Source organism: Vibrio sp. Isolate32, from assembly GCF_022397955.1.
In the GTDB taxonomy this organism is placed as follows: Bacteria; Pseudomonadota; Gammaproteobacteria; order Enterobacterales; family Vibrionaceae; genus Vibrio.
Genome location: NZ_JAKEUQ010000021.1, coordinates 58,090 through 72,867, shown reverse-complemented (window position 1 = coordinate 72,867; position 14,778 = coordinate 58,090). Strand labels below are relative to the sequence as shown.

General features: G+C 42.6%; 11 protein-coding genes and 2 pseudogenes. 2 read left to right on the top strand and 11 right to left on the bottom strand.

Going from position 1 to position 14,778, the window contains the following annotated elements:
• Window positions 1–82: 82 nt before the first annotated feature.
• The 7 genes from L1D11_RS15795 to hpaH form a co-directional block, all read right to left on the bottom strand.
• A complete protein-coding gene (locus L1D11_RS15795) occupies window positions 83–1,051 on the bottom strand; it encodes an AEC family transporter (protein WP_239832838.1) in 969 nt (322 codons plus the stop codon).
• 19 nt (window positions 1,052–1,070) lie between these two features.
• The gene (locus L1D11_RS15790) at window positions 1,071–1,466 is read right to left on the bottom strand and encodes a 5-carboxymethyl-2-hydroxymuconate Delta-isomerase (protein ID WP_239832839.1); all 396 of its coding nucleotides are present in this window, start codon (window positions 1,464–1,466) and stop codon (window positions 1,071–1,073) included.
• A gap of 65 nt (window positions 1,467–1,531) precedes the next feature.
• Window positions 1,532–3,055 (bottom strand): 5-carboxymethyl-2-hydroxymuconate semialdehyde dehydrogenase, encoded by a 1,524-nt coding sequence (gene hpaE, locus L1D11_RS15785; RefSeq protein ID WP_239832840.1) that lies wholly within the window; start codon window positions 3,053–3,055, stop codon window positions 1,532–1,534.
• Window positions 3,056–3,130: 75 nt separating this feature from the next.
• Window positions 3,131–3,898, bottom strand: a complete 768-nt coding sequence (locus tag L1D11_RS15780; protein WP_239832841.1) for a fumarylacetoacetate hydrolase family protein — start codon at window positions 3,896–3,898, stop codon at window positions 3,131–3,133.
• Window positions 3,898–4,545, bottom strand: a complete 648-nt coding sequence (locus L1D11_RS15775) for a fumarylacetoacetate hydrolase family protein (protein ID WP_239832842.1) — start codon at window positions 4,543–4,545, stop codon at window positions 3,898–3,900. Before L1D11_RS15775 ends, L1D11_RS15780 begins: the two co-directional genes overlap by 1 nt.
• Window positions 4,546–4,558: 13 nt before the next feature.
• On the bottom strand, window positions 4,559–5,359 hold the full coding sequence (gene hpaI, locus L1D11_RS15770; protein ID WP_239832843.1) for a 4-hydroxy-2-oxoheptanedioate aldolase: 801 nt from the start codon (window positions 5,357–5,359) through the stop codon (window positions 4,559–4,561).
• 9 nt (window positions 5,360–5,368) lie between these two features.
• Entirely contained in the window at window positions 5,369–6,172 is an 804-nt protein-coding gene (hpaH, locus tag L1D11_RS15765) for a 2-oxo-hept-4-ene-1,7-dioate hydratase (RefSeq protein WP_239832844.1), read from the bottom strand.
• Between the two features lie 251 nt (window positions 6,173–6,423).
• Here hpaH and L1D11_RS15760 point away from each other — a divergent pair.
• Window positions 6,424–7,275: pseudogene (locus L1D11_RS15760) on the top strand (IS66 family transposase); the annotation flags it as partial.
• 79 nt (window positions 7,276–7,354) lie between these two features.
• Here L1D11_RS15760 and L1D11_RS15755 read toward each other — a convergent pair.
• Window positions 7,355–9,244, bottom strand: a complete 1,890-nt coding sequence (locus L1D11_RS15755) for a methyl-accepting chemotaxis protein (RefSeq protein ID WP_239832845.1) — start codon at window positions 9,242–9,244, stop codon at window positions 7,355–7,357.
• A 264-nt stretch (window positions 9,245–9,508) separates the two neighbouring features.
• Window positions 9,509–10,426: pseudogene (locus L1D11_RS15750) on the bottom strand (IS5 family transposase).
• A gap of 427 nt (window positions 10,427–10,853) precedes the next feature.
• Between L1D11_RS15750 and dcuC the strand changes: the two are divergent.
• Window positions 10,854–12,221 carry an anaerobic C4-dicarboxylate transporter DcuC gene (dcuC, locus tag L1D11_RS15745; protein WP_239832846.1) on the top strand — a complete coding sequence of 456 codons (1,368 nt, stop codon included), beginning with the start codon at window positions 10,854–10,856 and terminating at the stop codon, window positions 12,219–12,221.
• 161 nt (window positions 12,222–12,382) lie between these two features.
• On the opposite strand, the gene L1D11_RS15740 is transcribed toward dcuC, so the two are convergent.
• Window positions 12,383–13,015 (bottom strand): response regulator, encoded by a 633-nt coding sequence (locus L1D11_RS15740; RefSeq protein WP_239832847.1) that lies wholly within the window; start codon window positions 13,013–13,015, stop codon window positions 12,383–12,385.
• Entirely contained in the window at window positions 13,002–14,732 is a 1,731-nt protein-coding gene (gene narQ, locus L1D11_RS15735; protein ID WP_239832848.1) for a nitrate/nitrite two-component system sensor histidine kinase NarQ, read from the bottom strand. The genes L1D11_RS15740 and narQ overlap by 14 nt, the downstream gene beginning before the upstream one ends.
• Between the last annotated feature and the right edge of the window lie 46 nt (window positions 14,733–14,778).

Genomic DNA, 14,778 nt, shown 5'->3' with positions numbered 1-14,778 from the left:
GGCAACGTAGTTTTGATACCTAATTCGAATGAAACATTTACTGGGTTAAATATTTATTGAATCAAGAATTTATAAGTACCTGTTAATTTAAGCCAAAAATCATGATTGTACCGGTGGTCACCAAGCTTATTGTCACCATCGCCACTAGAGTTGTTGGGAGTAAAACGGCAGAACATAGCCCACCCATATTGTATTTTTGCCCTATTACTGTGTAGACACCAAACATCGGCATACTGGCCAATATAATCGCAACTGCTGCCATAATCGGCTCTAGATCGAACCACAACATAATCATGACCAAAAGTAACAGTGGGTGAAGCAACAGTTTGCCTAACATGACGATACCAATTTCTTTTTTCATGCCTTTAGAACGAACGCCTACTAGGCCAGCTCCGATGGTAAACAGAGCGACCCCTGTGACGGTATTGGCTAACAACACTATCATTCGAGCTATTGTTTCTGGCACGGAGACTTCCATTGCCGAAGCCAACATACCAAGAACAATCGATAACACGATGGGGTTCCGACTAAGACCGACTAATGTCTCGGTGGCTTTTTGCTTTAAACTCTTATTAGCATTGGCATGAGTCATATCTGCCAACGTCAACAACAACGGCAGCATAATGAGGTTCTCAACAACTAGAGTCAGAGAAAACGGCACTAAGGCTTGTGAACCAAATAGAAAATAGATGATTGGAAATCCAATCAACAAACTATTTGAGAAGCTACTTCCCAGGCCTAGTATTACGCTTTCTGTTGCTGATTTTCTAAGCACAGCTAAGCTTGCAATAGCAATAAGGAAAAATGTTGATAAGGACCCAACGGTATACACAACAATGTAATTAACGTTCCATATTTCACTAAGAGATTTAGTACTCAATGCACTAAATATTGCAGCAGGTAACCCAAAATTGAAGACAAATGCTGCAAATGATTTATGACTGTTTTCTGGTATCACTCGCCACTTAGTAGCAATGTAGCCTAGGCCAATAACGAAAAAAACTGGTAAAATAGTCGATATCACATGGTGAAAATGAGTCAATGGCAGCATGTGAATCTTCTCGTTCCTTTTAAGCGTTATTCGAGATCGCTAGTTTTTGGTGAATGTTATTTTTTTTATAATTGAGTTCTGGGTGCAGCTCTATCATTTCAAAACCAATGCTTATGTACTGCTTTTCAAACACAGGCTCTAAAAACTGACAAAACACTTCAAACACACGCTCCGCAGCCTTCTGACGAACCGCTAAATCTCGCCCCCCCCCAACTTTTGCGGTTAAGTGAATAAAGCGATTGTTGGGGTCCTCATCCGCTATCAGATAGTAATCACTTTTGACCGCCCTAGTCCGAATTCCGCCTTTTGGAAATACACAGGTATCAATCGCCTCTCGGTGAATAACTTTCAGCAATTCTGGAATATCTACATCCAATTCAACATTGGGTGAAAATTCCATAATAAAGTGCGGCATAGTCTGGCTCCTTATAAAAAAGGCTCGCAGTAACTGGTAGATTGCCAATGCGAGCCAAGGGAAAGTTATTGCTTACCTAATGAAGGAACGTGGTGCGTGTCGTGTGCTATACAAATGTTCTTGGTTTCCATATAAAAATCGAAACTCCAATCACCACCATCACGGCCAACACCAGACATTTTCACACCACCGAATGGCGAAGGTAAGTTACGGTTGTTTTCTGAGTTCACCCAAATCATGCCCGCTTCAACCTTGCTCGCAATGCGCATTGCACGCCCTGTATTCGATGTCCAAATATAAGCAGACAAGCCATAATCCGTGTCGTTCGCTATCTCGACAGCTTGCTCTTCGCTATCAAACTCAATACACGTTAGCACTGGGCCAAAGATCTCTTCTCTTGCTATGCGCATAGTATTGTCAGCTTCGGTGAACAGCGTTGGTTCCACGTAGTTGCCATCACCTAACGCATCGATTCGCTTCCCCCCAACAGAGATTGTGGCGCCATCTTCGGCTGCTGCATCCATATAGCTAAGTACTTTGTTGCAATGAGATTGATGCACAAGCGGCCCAACCTCTGTGTCAGGATCTAATGGGTGTCCAACCTTGATGTTTTCAACGCGAGCCTTCAGTGCCTCAATAAATTTAGATTTAATCCCTTTTTGAATAAGCAAACGACTAGAGCTTGTACAACGCTGACCGTTGAGGCTGTAAATCATAAAAACTACGGCATCAAGTGCACGATCAAAATCGGCATCATCAAATACGATAACGGGATTCTTACCCCCCAGTTCAAAGTGTACGCGTTTTAAGGTTGGTGCACCCTGCGCTTGAATCATAGAACCAGTTACCGTTTCACCCACAAATGCAACCGCTTTGATAGCCTTATGCTCGGTCAGTGTTTTACCTGCCACCTCGCCAAAACCATTGACCATGTTCCAAACACCAACTGGCAAGCCAGCTTCTTCAGCACACTCCGCAAGAATTGCAGCAGTTAGTGGACTAAACTCGGCAGGTTTATGCACAACCGTACAACCCGCAGCAAGCGCTGGTGCAATCTTCCATGTTGATAGCATAAAAGGTGTATTCCAAGGCGTAATAACCCCAACAGGGCCAATCGGAGTACGAACTGTGTAGTTGGTATGTTCGTCTTGGTGTAAAGACAGGCCATTTTTTGCTTCTGGTGATTTATCAGCGAAGAAGCGGAAGTTTGCAGCACCACGAATGGCAGCTTGCTTCATGAAACGTAATGGCTGGCCACAATCCATGGACTCAACTAAGGCAATTTCTTCAGCGCGCTGTTCAATTTTGTCGGCTAAGTGATGCAGAATTTTCTTTCTTTGAGCACCTGAAATACCCGCCCACTCTTCGAATGCCGATTGAGCTGCTATACAGGCTTGATTTACGTCTTCTGCTGAACCTTTTACCACCTTACCAAGCGACTCGTTATTGGTTGGTGATAAATTTTCGAAAGTTTCGCCCTTGGAACCTAATGTCCACTCCCCGCCAATGTAATGCCCTAGAGTTTGATTACGATATTTTTTTAAGTATTGCTCAGCTAAATTCAGATTGGTGTCAAATTGATGAGCCATAATATTTAATTCCTTTTATTTTTTTCTGTTATCGCTATGCATTATCTTTATTTATGAAATCCAGATAAGCGATCACTATCGTTGTGCGTAGAAGGCTTTTTCTGCCAAAACGGGATTCTCAAGTGTACCTACTTTTTCTATTTCACAGGTCACGACATCACCAGGGAGAATATTTTTAAGCCCTTTCGGAGTCCCGGTTGCAATCAAGTCGCCAGGTTTAAGCGTCATAAACTCACTGAGATATTCAACAAGGAATGAGACATCAAAGATCATATCAGCCGTTGTACCAACCTGAGTCGTTTCACCATTAACTCGTGTTTCTATCTTTAGGTTGTTCACATTGTCAATATCTTGCGTGTCAACGACCCATGGTCCGATTGGACACAGAGAGTCTCGGCTTTTCACTCGTAGATTTGGACGGTAGTAGTTTTCTAAGTAATCACGAATAGCGTAATCATTACACACCGTGAAGCCACTGATATAACCCATCGCATCTTCGCGTTTAATGCTTTTTGCTTCTTTGCCAATCACCGCAACGAGCTCACACTCATAGTGCATGAATTCAATATCATCTGGACGGTATGAAGGCTGACCATGAGCCGTCAGCGTATTTTTTCCCTTAAGAAAAACCAACGGCTCCTTAGGTGGCTCAAATGCTAATTCAGAAGCGTGGTCGGCATAGTTCAGCCCAAGAGCAAAAATAGTGCCAGGGTTTTCTACTGGGATTAACCACTCAAATGCACCAGCTTCGATCTGCTCACCAGCCTCTGTTACCACTGACAGGTCTTCGTTTACCGTTACATTGAGTGTTTTTTGTTGGTATTGGATGCGTGCACGTTTCATTATTTTTCTCCCGCAACGGTATTTTCAAGACATAGAGCTTCACCAAGTGTCGACATCACCTGATCATTAGGTTTAAGGGCAATGCGTTCACCTGCAAAACCTACAGCGATCACGTCGCCTTTTTCAAGCGTCAAAATATGCGAGATTTTTTCGATCAACTGTTCAACAGAGCGTTGCTGTTGACTGATAGGAAATGTACGCTGAACTTGGCCATTAACGGAAGTTACGAGCTCTAACGTTCTCACATTAACAAGGTCAGACACATGCGCCGGCGGCGATAACGTTGCAGAGTTATCAATGCATTTACCTTTGATATCTGGGCGATAATAACTTTTCTCTGGTAGTGAAAAGTCATGTAATAGTGCATAGCCTTCGATATACTCAAGCGCGTCATTTTTCGTAACTCGACAACATTGCTTACCGATCACTACCGCTAAGCTCGCACCCACCACAAGTTCGTTGTTTAATTGCGGCCACTCAATATTTAGATTGTCATTGTTCCATGTATTATGAGGCTTAAAATAAAGAACAGGCTCCGTTGGCAACACTTTATAGGGTGCTTGTTCAAATGTTTCAGTCAGGTCATTCAGTTGCTTGCTGTCATTCAGTGCAACACACACTACCTTTCCTTGTAATTTGATTTTCATTTTAAGTCCTACCTTAATAGAGGTTATCAACCAACGGAGCATTAATATCACTGGTGTATTTTAGTTTGTTCGCCAATTGCTCAACGCCTTGACGAAGTAATAGTGTGTCAACTCCAGCGCCGATGAATTTGACTCCACGTGAGGCATAGCCTAGCGCCTGTTCAGAGTCGAGAGATAAAATACCCGCAGCTTTTCCTGAGCGTTGAATAACTTCAATCGCATGATCAATAGCCGAAACAACGTCTGGGTGCGAAGGGTTGCCAATGTGCCCCATGGAACCACACAAATCTGACGGGCCAATGAACACTCCATCAATCCCCTCGATCGCAACAATCTCTTCAATGTTTTCAACTGCTTCTTTGGTTTCCACTTGTACTAAGATACAAACTTGTTCATTTGCTCGATGTACATATTGTGGGATTCGATTCCACTGGGATGCGCGCGCCAAAGCACTGCCAATTCCTCGAGTACCGAGTGGTGGATAAAAAGCAGATTGCACAACGTTTTGCGCTTGCTTCGCGTCGTTCACCATCGGAACCAATAAGGTTTGTGCGCCAATGTCGAGTAACCTTTTGATCAAGGTTGGGTTGCTATCTTCTGAGCGTACGATAGGTGATACATCGTAAGGGGCTAAGGCTTGTAGATGATATTTAATGCTTGTGAGATCAAATGACGCGTGTTCACCATCAATAAGAACCCAATCAAACCCTGAACCACCGCATATTTCTGCACAGCTAGTATCAGGTAGACCTAGCCATAACCCCCACAATGGGTTTTGCTCAGTAAGAGATAGCTTGAATTTGTTTTCTAACATAACTCCCCCCTATACAAACTTGACTGAAATACCGCCAAGTGAACCAAAGTCGGCATGAATAGTGTCCCCTTCTTTTACGCAAACAGGTCGTGTAAATGAGCCAGCTAAAATAACCTGCCCCGCCTCAAGAGAGACTCCGTGTGGTGCAAATCGCTTACACACCCAACAAATCCCATTTGCAGGATGCCCCAGCACACCTCCGGCGAGACCAGTTTCTTCAATCTGCCCATTTAAGTACAGCATTGCCCCTACCCAACGCAGGTCAATTTCGTTTGGCTTGATTGGGCGACCACCTAGGATGATTCCTGCATTTGCAGCATTGTCCGCAATCGTGTCATACACTTTACGGGTGTAACCTGTTTCTGGGTCTGTTCGGTAACAACGTGCGGCAATGAGTTCCAATGCGGGGATCACATAATCCGTTGCATTCAATACATCAAAAATGGTGATATTTTCGCCTTCTAGTTTTTCTTTCAGAACAAAGGCCAATTCCACTTCGATACGAGGGTCTAAAAAATCGGCAACCGGGATCTGCGCGCCATCCGAAAAAAACATGTCATCAAGTAATACACCATAGTCAGGCTGATCAATGTTGACCGCCATCTGCATTGCTCGTGAAGTTAAACCGATCTTGTAACCTTTAACCTCTGCGCCTTCGTTCTTCTTGCGCTCAACCCAACGGCTCTGAATTTTGTATGCGTCATCCATCGACATTTTTGGATAATCTAATGTTAGAGCAGGAATTTGCTCTCGATTTTTTTCTGCTTTATAAAGTCGCTCTGCGGCGACCTGAACTTGCTCTTCTGTTAACATTCGAGTTCCTTTCGTTTGCGATGGTGACATTTATCACTTTTACTTAAGCGCCAAGCACTTAAACATTTAATTAACATGTTAAGTATAATAGTTAATATATTAAGCAATGTCCACTTCGCAACAAAAAACACAAGTTATTGTTTTTTTTATAAAAAAACTCAAGGTGAAATTTTTGTAACAAAATTTTATTTATTTTGTGACTAAAACCCCATTTATTTTCGTAATTAACACGCAAAAGTACCTATCCCACACTCAGTGAGAAGTTCGTACCGCTATATGCTGCCTTGAAAACGCACTTACTAGAACAAATGGTGGTTCAGACGGATGAAACGCCGCTCAATGTGATCAAGGAAGATAAACAGTGTTACATGTGGCTCTACTGCTCGGGCGCAGACTCGCCAGATGCCGCACTCCCCAATATGGAAAATATCGCCTTGTATGACTATCAAAACAGTCGCGCGAGGGCGTACCCTGTTGCCTTTTTAGGGGACTATAGTGGTTATCTGAAAACCGATGGTTATGGTGCCAACATTGGTCTTCACCAAGCGACCAATGTTGGCTGCTTGGCATATATATGACGTAAGTTCATGGATGCTAAGAAGCTTCAAGGAAAAGGCAAATCAGGCAAAGCGGATAAAGCACTGGCTAAAATCCAGAAGCTCTATGGAATAGAATCACGCTTGAAAGGCATCTCTACCGAAAAACGAAAAGCAGAGCGGCAGATACACGCTAAACCAATACTGGATGGAGTTTTAGAATGGAGGACAACTCAGAAACTGACAGGCTCTAGCTCACTGGGTAAAGCGATAAAGTACACGCTTGGGCAATGGCCGAAGCTCATTCGCTATATCGACGATGGCCACTTATCTATCGACAATAATCGTGCTGATCGCGCAATTAAACCACTGGTCATTGGCAGAAAGAACTGGTTATTCTCGGCTACTCAAAATGGTGCTGACGCGAGCGCGATGCTTTACAGCATCGTCGAAACCGCGAAAGCCAGCGGGCTTATCCTCTACAACTACATGGTCAAGTGCATGAAAGAGCTGGCAAAAGCAGAGCCAGATATCGATGCGCTCCAACCTTGGAACTTAAAATATTAGCAATGTCGCCCCGTGGGTTCATGGGGCGTTTAAATTTAGTTATCGTAATATAACTGCCTGTTGACAGCATAGTTTACATTTAAAGCTTGAACATGCTAACACTACCTTTAAGTGCTATTGCCATAGTATTTAAAGATTCTGAGGTACGAGCGTTTTCTTGGACATCTAATGAAGTCTTACAAGCCAAGTCGTTTACTATGATAATGTTTTCATTAATCTCTTGAGCCACTTGAGACTGCTCTTCTGATGCAGTAGCAATTTGGTCATTCATATCTTGAATCTTTCTAATTTCACTCTGGATTCTATCCAAAGAAGCCGTCGCCTCACCTGCTTTCTCAAGCGTCGATTTGACGCTATCGGCATTTGTTTGCATCAGAACAACGGATCTGGTCGCCTGTTCTTGAAGTCCTTGTATCAATGCCTGAATTTCATTAGTGCTTTGTTGAGTCTTTGTTGCAAGTGTACGAACCTCATCAGCAACAACAGCGAAACCGCGACCATGTTCACCAGCACGAGCTGCTTCTATTGCTGCATTGAGCGCGAGTAGATTTGTTTGATCGGCTATTCCTCGAATAACATCTAGGATTCCACCTACATTTTCAGTTTCAACATGAACATTTCGGATAGCACTCTGTACGTCACGGATATCGCTCACAAGGTTAGTAATTTCAGTATTCATTTCAGCAACGATATTGAGGCCATCTCGGGAACTCGTATTCGCTTCACTTGAAGACACAGATGCTTCTACCGCATTTTGGGCCACTTCTGTTACCGTTGCTGCCATTTCATTCATTGCAGTTGCAACTTGTTCTAACTGCATCATTTGAGCATTAGATGCGGTATCAACGGCTGTTGATGATGTTTCCAGTTGACTAGAGACATCAATAAGAGTCTGAGATGACATGTTAATATCTGAGATTATCGTACTTAACTTGTTTGCCATTTCTAACGTTGCGCGATAAATACCAATGCTATTGTCGTTTGTTGGAGGGATATTCGTCAGATCACCATTGGCAATTTTGTTAACTAGATGCTCAATCTCTTTAGGCTCTCCTCCAATAGGATTATACATGAGCTTTTGGATCAATACTGATACCCCTATAGAGCCAAGAATAATAAATGCTAAACCTGACAAAAGGTTCGTAATAACAGCTTGCTTCGAAGTCGTTTTAATATTTTCCCAACTTTCAAAACTCCACACTGTCCAACCTAATTTTCCAGATTTCTTAGAGACGACAAAGAAATCACCACGTTCAGGAACTGAAAATGAATGTGAACTGTACGGCATGGAGGCATATTGAGCGTAAGAAGGACGGATTTCAAATAAGTTCTTACCTATCAGTGAAGGATCGTATGCTGCCATAAGAAAGCCGTCTTCTCTTGCTACAAATAGGTTACGTCCTTCAGCTAGTTGACTAATATAGTCCGTAAGATCATTCATCAATAAACTCAGGCCAACAAGTGCAACAACTTGTTCATTTTGCTTTATTGGAACAACAAGTGAAATTGACATTTCTCCGGTACTTGCTTTGAAAGGTGTCGTTACTACATTCCCTGTCCCTTTCATTCCTTTAACATACCATTCCCGTTGTAACTTAATGGCATTGAATGTAGGGTGAAGCCCTCGGCTATCCGAGTCATAAAGTGAGCCGTCGGGCAACCCAATAAAGTAATTTGATACTTTAAGTTTTTTCTGTTGATCAATAAGTGCATTTACTGTTTGGTTATTGATCAACACAATGCCATTTTGAATATCTAGTGATGAACCAATTGCGTTAAGACTATTAAAATAGGTTTGAATTTTCTCTTCAACAGCAGCGGATGTAAGATTTGTGCTGGTAGTCAGTTGATTTTGGTAAGCTTCTGTAGCAGCAGTGTTGATCTGATTATAGTTAACTATTGATGAAATAGTTATGATGAATACGATAAGAATAGCGATAGAACTTAAAAGCTTATTTTTTGCACTCATGGGTCATAGCTCATTATAATTGTTTATTTGCTAACTATATCGTACAGCACGCAGTTTTATTAAGTGATTAATCTGAATTATGGAAAGAATTTGTGATGTTTATCATTAGTCATTATTTAATTGTCGTAACCATAAAAATTAATTATTATCCGAATAGTTTGTTTATTTCCAGTTTAAAGCGGCCAATATAACGAATTTAAGATCATACTGGGCTTTGTTGCGTAATTAAATTTATAGATAGAGCTACCCCGTTTCGTGTGTTTCTTAGTCAATACGGCAAGTTTCAGGCATACCTAACCCAGTAAGCTTGTTCAATGCTTTTATCATCGCTCAAGTTTCACCCACCTGGGCATTGTAATTTCTTAAGCTCAGTTGCCCTCCTAGCACCTGCTTAACTCGATACATCGCGGTTTCTGAGAGTTAACGTTTGTGGTATCCATACCGCTCTTTCCAATACTTATTTGAGCCGTATAACTTCTGACAACCCACGGCGAGGTTTCTAGGGTGACCCCGCTAACAAAAGGCTGCCCCTTCTCTTAGGGGAATAAGCGCCATGGCTACCTTAACCTTAATAGCAACATGACACGCTCTCGTGTCATAAGCTCCATCACCAGATACCTCGAGGATACTTCGACGTGTTTGTTTCAGTAAGTTAGGGAGAACTTCCCCATCCGTAACCGACGATAAACTTAGCTCGGCTGCAATAATTTCATGAGTGCTTGTATCGACGGCAATATGCAGCTTTCGCCAGACTCTGCGCCTGCCGTCTGTCCCGTATTTTTTGACTTTCCATTCTCCTTCGCCATAAACTTTAAGGCCTGTCGCATCAATGGCTAGGTGCTGTATCACTCCTCTCGTTTTAGTCTTCAATGAGACCTCAACTTGCTTGGCTCTACGGCTGATACAAGTGTAATGCGGACAACTTAAGATACATGGGCTAACCTAAATATCGAGTCGATAAATCCTTGCAGCGCTCTCAGCGGCATAGAAAAAACTCGTTTCACCATAAGTGCTGTCGTGATGGCTAAATCACTGAACCGACGTGGCATCCTGCGCTTATTTTGTTTGTTTTGCGCCCACCCGCTTATTGCCTTCATCAATCCAAAAGGTCAAAGAGCCACGGTTAATAAGTGATTGGTTGTATTGATTCCAGTTGGTTGTTTTGTCACGAGGTTTATGCATAGAACTACGATAAAGAGTGAACGTAGCTGATCAGATCGTAGGTTCTTGATTTAGTTCCATTGAATTACGCAACAAAGCCCGTTAAAGCTGACATTCTCACTGCTTTACTCCGATAAATGTCCACTTCGTTACAAGTTTGCTTCCAACGTACAAAAAGCGCTCGCGCTTTATAAAATATCACCTCCAAATGCAATAGCAATCATCAAAGGTGAACCAAGTTATATTCTAACGAACTATAAAATTTTTTATTAACATCCAAACAACAGTAGTTAATCACGATTTATAACCACAATTAACATCGAAAAAAATATTTGTCTTAGATCATATCAATCTCAACTATGCCTCGTGCCACAGTGTAGTTTTCTGTACATTCATTATCATACTTTGAAACACTTTCTTATATTTTTTAAACTTTGTGGAGATTTCTATGTTAGAGCTCTTGATCGGGCTAGTGATTACTATCGCTGTTGGTTACTTTATTGTGAAAGGCTATAAAGCGGCAGGTGTATTACTAACTGCTGGCCTTACCCTACTTCTTATTACTGGCCTTATTGGTCACACAGTCTTACCAGCTAAGGTCGCTTCAACAGGTAACATGGTTACCGATTCACTAGAATTCGTTAAGTACATGCTTCAGTATCGCGGGGGCGGCCTAGGTATGCAGATCATGCTGCTTTGTGGCTTTGCTTCTTACATGACGCACATTGGTGCTAACAACGTGGTAGTGAAACAATTCTCTAAACCACTCGCTGCTATCAAATCTCCATATGTACTTCTTGTTGCTGCTTACATCGTTGCGTGTCTAATGTCTCTAGCAGTAAGCTCTGCAACGGGTCTTGGTGTGCTATTAATGGCAACCCTATTCCCAATGATGACCGCAATGGGTATTTCTCGCCCAGCAGCAGTTGCGGTTTGTGCGTCACCTGCAGCCATCATTCTTTCACCAACCTCTGGTGATGTGGTTATCGCAGCAGAAAAATCAGGCATGTCTCTTGATGTGTTTGCTGTTCAAACGGTACTGCCTGTTTCTATCTGTGCAATCATCGTGATGGCAGGTGCGGCTTTCTTCTGGAACAAATACCTAGATAAGAAAGAAAACACGCCAATGGAAAAAGTAGACGTTTCTGAAATCGAAACAACAGCACCGGCTTTCTACGCTGCACTTCCATTCCTACCTATCATCGGCGTTTTCCTATTCAACGGTCGTACGATTCCAGGGCTGTCACTTGATATCTACACCATTGTAGTAGGTTCTATCTTCGTCGGCGCAGTTATCGACTACGTTGTTAAGAAGTTTGACGGCGAGAAAACACTAGAAGATTTAGACTCTTGCTACCAAGGCATGGCTGACGCGTTCAAAGGCGTGGTAATGCTGTTGGTTGCGGCGGGCGTATTTGCTCAGGGTCTAATGTCTATCGGTGCGATTGATAACCTAATTGGTCTTGCTGAATCAGCTGGCGCTGGCGGTATCGCATTGATGCTTATTCTAACAGGTCTAACGGTTGCTGCAGCTATCGCAACAGGCTCTGGTAACGCACCTTTCTATGCGTTCGTAGAGCTAGCGCCTTCATTGGCTGCGAAAATGGGTTTAAACCCTGCTTTCCTAATTATTCCAATGCTTCAAGCATCAAACCTGGGACGTACCATCTCTCCAGTTTCTGGCGTAGTAGTAGCAACTTCAGGTATGGGTAAAATCAGCCCATTTGAAGTCGTAAAACGTACGTCGGTACCAGTAATCTGTGGTCTTATCACGGTTATCTTTGGCACTCTTGTTCTAGTACCAATGGCAGCATAAGCCGTTAATAATTATACCGATATATAATACCTAAACAAAAAGGCGCTGAACTTAATAAGCTCAGCGCCTTTTTTAATACAACATGCTCAACGTTGTTAAAAGCTATCAAAGGGTAGATACACAGTACGGCTTGAAATCGTGTTATTTCAAAGGAACAAGCCCTACTTCATTTCTCCGTAGCGTTCTAGGTAAAGAACGGTTGCAGCAGTACGAGAAGGCACTTGTAGCTTTTTCAACAAGCTTTTCATGTGTACCTTAACTGTCGATTCAGAAATGAACAGGTGGTCAGCAATCTGCTTGTTACGGTAACCTTTCGCTACTTCTTGAAGAATCTGCATTTCACGCTCAGTCAGTTGATCAAAGATGTCGTTGCGGCTACCAGCGTCATTTAGGTAACGAGCAACCACACTGCTGTAAGCTTTGTCACCGCCGTGTACTTGCTTCAGTAGTTCAATCAGTTCATCAGGTTCTGTGTCTTTCAGCAAGTAACCATCAGCACCCGCTTTTACAATCGCTTCAATATCTGCAGGGCTGTCAGAGACAGTCAGGATTACAATGTTTGCGCTAGAACCGTCAGTACGAAGTGCTTTCAAGGTATCTAAACCAGACATGCCCTTCATATTGAGATCCAAAAGGATCAAATCAGGTTCTTCTTCATGAGCAAGAGCAACCGCTTCAGTGCCGTTACTCGCTTCTGCAATCACTTCGAATTCGTCTTCAAAGCTCAGTAATTGGCTTATACCTCTGCGCATCAATGGATGATCATCAACCAGCATTACTTTACAAATCGTCAACTTTAACTTCCTTCAAACTTTTATATTTTAATATGACTGTACAGCCTTCACCTTGCGCCGCTTCAATCGTCAAGTCGCCATTCAGTCTTGCCGCACGCTCCTGCATAATGCTCATCCCGTAGTGGTTCACCTTGGAACTACTTGAGTCAAAGCCATCTCCATTATCTTTTATCACGACCAACACTTCACCGTCCTCATCGATACAGCATACATCTATCAAGTCGGCATTGGCGTGTTTTATTGCATTTATTGTTGCTTCACGAATCAGTTGAAGCAAGTGAACCTGACTGTGTGCATCAAGCTCAATCGATGAGAGATTATTAGTGAGGTTAATCTTGGCATCGGTTCTTTCGCTGAGTTCCTCAAGCATGGTGCTTAAGGCATCTCCAAAGTTGCCCTCTTTAATGGTCAACCTAAATGTGGTGAGTAGCTCTCTTAACTGGGTATAAGCGTCGGCTAAGCCGTTTCCGATCTCAGACGCTATTTGTTCAGATTGCTCTCGGTGTTGTTGTTCTGGGAATTTGCCAATCACACGCTTTAATAGTGTAACTTGAATTTTCAAGTACGACAGTGATTGAGCCAATGAATCATGGAGTTCACGTGCAATCGTTGCACGCTCTTCCATAATAATAAGCTGTTCAGCTTTCTTTTGAGCACGGTTGTAGTAGATCGCTCTGGATAGCAGTTGAATGAAGCTTTCGATCAGAGCTTTAGTTGAGTGCCCGTGGTGATATGAACAGTATAAATAGCCGAGAATAAGTTCGTTATCGTCGAGTTTCATCTCAAACTTTTCGTAGCCTAAATTCGAATCGTAACCTTCATCCATAATCAATGAACGGCCTGAGTTATCTAAAATCTCGAGCCTCAGTGATTCAATTCCTTCCAAGCTCACGAGATGCTGCAAGATAGCTCGGAAGTTTTCAGGGGCAATACGCGTAACCGTGAGCTCTTGTGACGAGTAATAAAGTGCCTGCAGCGACTGGTTAGCGTTTTGCAGCTCAATTGTCTTCGCGTCCACCACATCTTCAAGGTTTCGATAAAGCACGCCTAAATCTTTGGCCATCGAGTTGAAGGTTTTGGTCAAAATGCCCATTTCGTTGTTACTGGTCACCTTGAGTTCTACCTCGAAGTCGCTGTTTTTGATTCTTTGGCTCGCACCGACAAGAGCATGTAGCGGTTTAACAACCTGTTTACGTACAAAATGAACAACAAAAAGAGATATGACTAGAATTCCACCTAAGCCAACACCACCGGCCCACGCCAACTTTATTAACTTATCTTCAGAAAACTCTTGCAGCTTGAAAACGAAGCCATCTATTTCATTAACAAAGTTTTCAACCAACACGAGATAGTGCTTGCGATCTTCACTGTTTAATACTTGTTTCAGTTCATGCCAGCGACCAATAATTAAATAGTAATCTTCTGTGATGTCTCTCGGCACTTCCCAACTGACCAAATTGGTCATGGATGGAGAATAAAGAGAACTTTCGAATTCGCTAACGTGGGAGTCATAATCAGCTGATTCTATTTGAATATCATGCGCTAAACGATAGCTTTGCATGCGCATTGAACCAGCCACGTTAACCGCTTCTGCATCATTCAAACTGGAAGCTAAGGTAAAGATGGCGAAGCCCGTCGTAGCAACCGACAACAGCAGTATGGAAAGCAGTGATTTAGCTATTGTACTCGTTACAGATGAAACAGATTTAATAAGCAAAATCAATATCCTGAATGTAAATAAGTGGCTGTCCGAAACCTATTGT

Coding starts and splice junctions, on each gene's coding strand:
- dcuC (WP_239832846.1), top strand. CDS start 10,854: ATGTTAGAGCTCTTGATCGGGCTAGTGATTACTATCGCTGTTGGTTAC.
- hpaE (WP_239832840.1), bottom strand. CDS start 3,055: ATGGCTCATCAATTTGACACCAATCTGAATTTAGCTGAGCAATACTTA.
- hpaH (WP_239832844.1), bottom strand. CDS start 6,172: ATGTTAACAGAAGAGCAAGTTCAGGTCGCCGCAGAGCGACTTTATAAA.
- L1D11_RS15780 (WP_239832841.1), bottom strand. CDS start 3,898: ATGAAACGTGCACGCATCCAATACCAACAAAAAACACTCAATGTAACG.
- L1D11_RS15775 (WP_239832842.1), bottom strand. CDS start 4,545: ATGAAAATCAAATTACAAGGAAAGGTAGTGTGTGTTGCACTGAATGAC.
- L1D11_RS15755 (WP_239832845.1), bottom strand. CDS start 9,244: ATGAGTGCAAAAAATAAGCTTTTAAGTTCTATCGCTATTCTTATCGTA.
- L1D11_RS15790 (WP_239832839.1), bottom strand. CDS start 1,466: ATGCCGCACTTTATTATGGAATTTTCACCCAATGTTGAATTGGATGTA.
- L1D11_RS15795 (WP_239832838.1), bottom strand. CDS start 1,051: ATGCTGCCATTGACTCATTTTCACCATGTGATATCGACTATTTTACCA.
- hpaI (WP_239832843.1), bottom strand. CDS start 5,359: ATGTTAGAAAACAAATTCAAGCTATCTCTTACTGAGCAAAACCCATTG.